Origin of the sequence: Comamonas testosteroni (genome assembly GCF_000761245.1) — a bacterium.
GTDB classification, from domain to species: domain Bacteria; phylum Pseudomonadota; class Gammaproteobacteria; order Burkholderiales; family Burkholderiaceae_C; genus Comamonas; species Comamonas testosteroni_C.
Window position 1 is genome coordinate 1 of record NZ_AWOR01000004.1, and the last position, 569, is coordinate 569.

Annotated in this window: 1 protein-coding gene; it reads left to right on the forward strand. The window is 64.1% G+C overall.

Annotated features, from left to right (window positions below; genetic code table 11):
- Positions 1-569 (forward strand): electron transfer flavoprotein subunit beta/FixA family protein (locus tag P353_RS04095; protein ID WP_232776239.1); only part of this gene is annotated, 569 nt, incomplete at both ends.

Below are 569 nucleotides of genomic sequence, written 5' to 3' on the forward strand. Positions count from 1 at the left end.
GTGGTGGACTACAACGTGAAGGTCCGCGTGAAGTCGGACGGCACGGGTGTGGACATCGCCAACGTCAAGATGAGCATGAACCCCTTTGACGAAATCGCCGTCGAAGAAGCCGTGCGCCTGAAAGAAAAAGGCGTGGTGACCGAAGTCATCGCCGTCTCCTGCGGCGTGGCCCAGTGCCAGGAAACCCTGCGCACGGCCATGGCCATCGGCGCCGATCGCGGCATCCTGGTCGAGACCGATGTCGAGCTGCAGCCCCTGGCCGTGGCCAAGCTGCTCAAGGCCCTGGTGGACAAGGAGCAACCCGGTCTGGTCATCTGCGGCAAGCAGGCCATCGACGACGATGCCAACCAGACCGGCCAGATGCTGGCGGCCCTGGCCGACCTGCCCCAGGCCACCTTCGCCTCCAAGGTCGAAGTCGCCGGCGACAAGGTGAATGTCACCCGTGAAGTCGACGGCGGCCTGGAAACCGTGGCCCTGTCCACGCCCGCCGTCATCACCACCGACCTGCGCCTGAACGAGCCCCGCTACGTCACCTTGCCCAACATCATGAAGGCCAAGAAAAAGCAGCT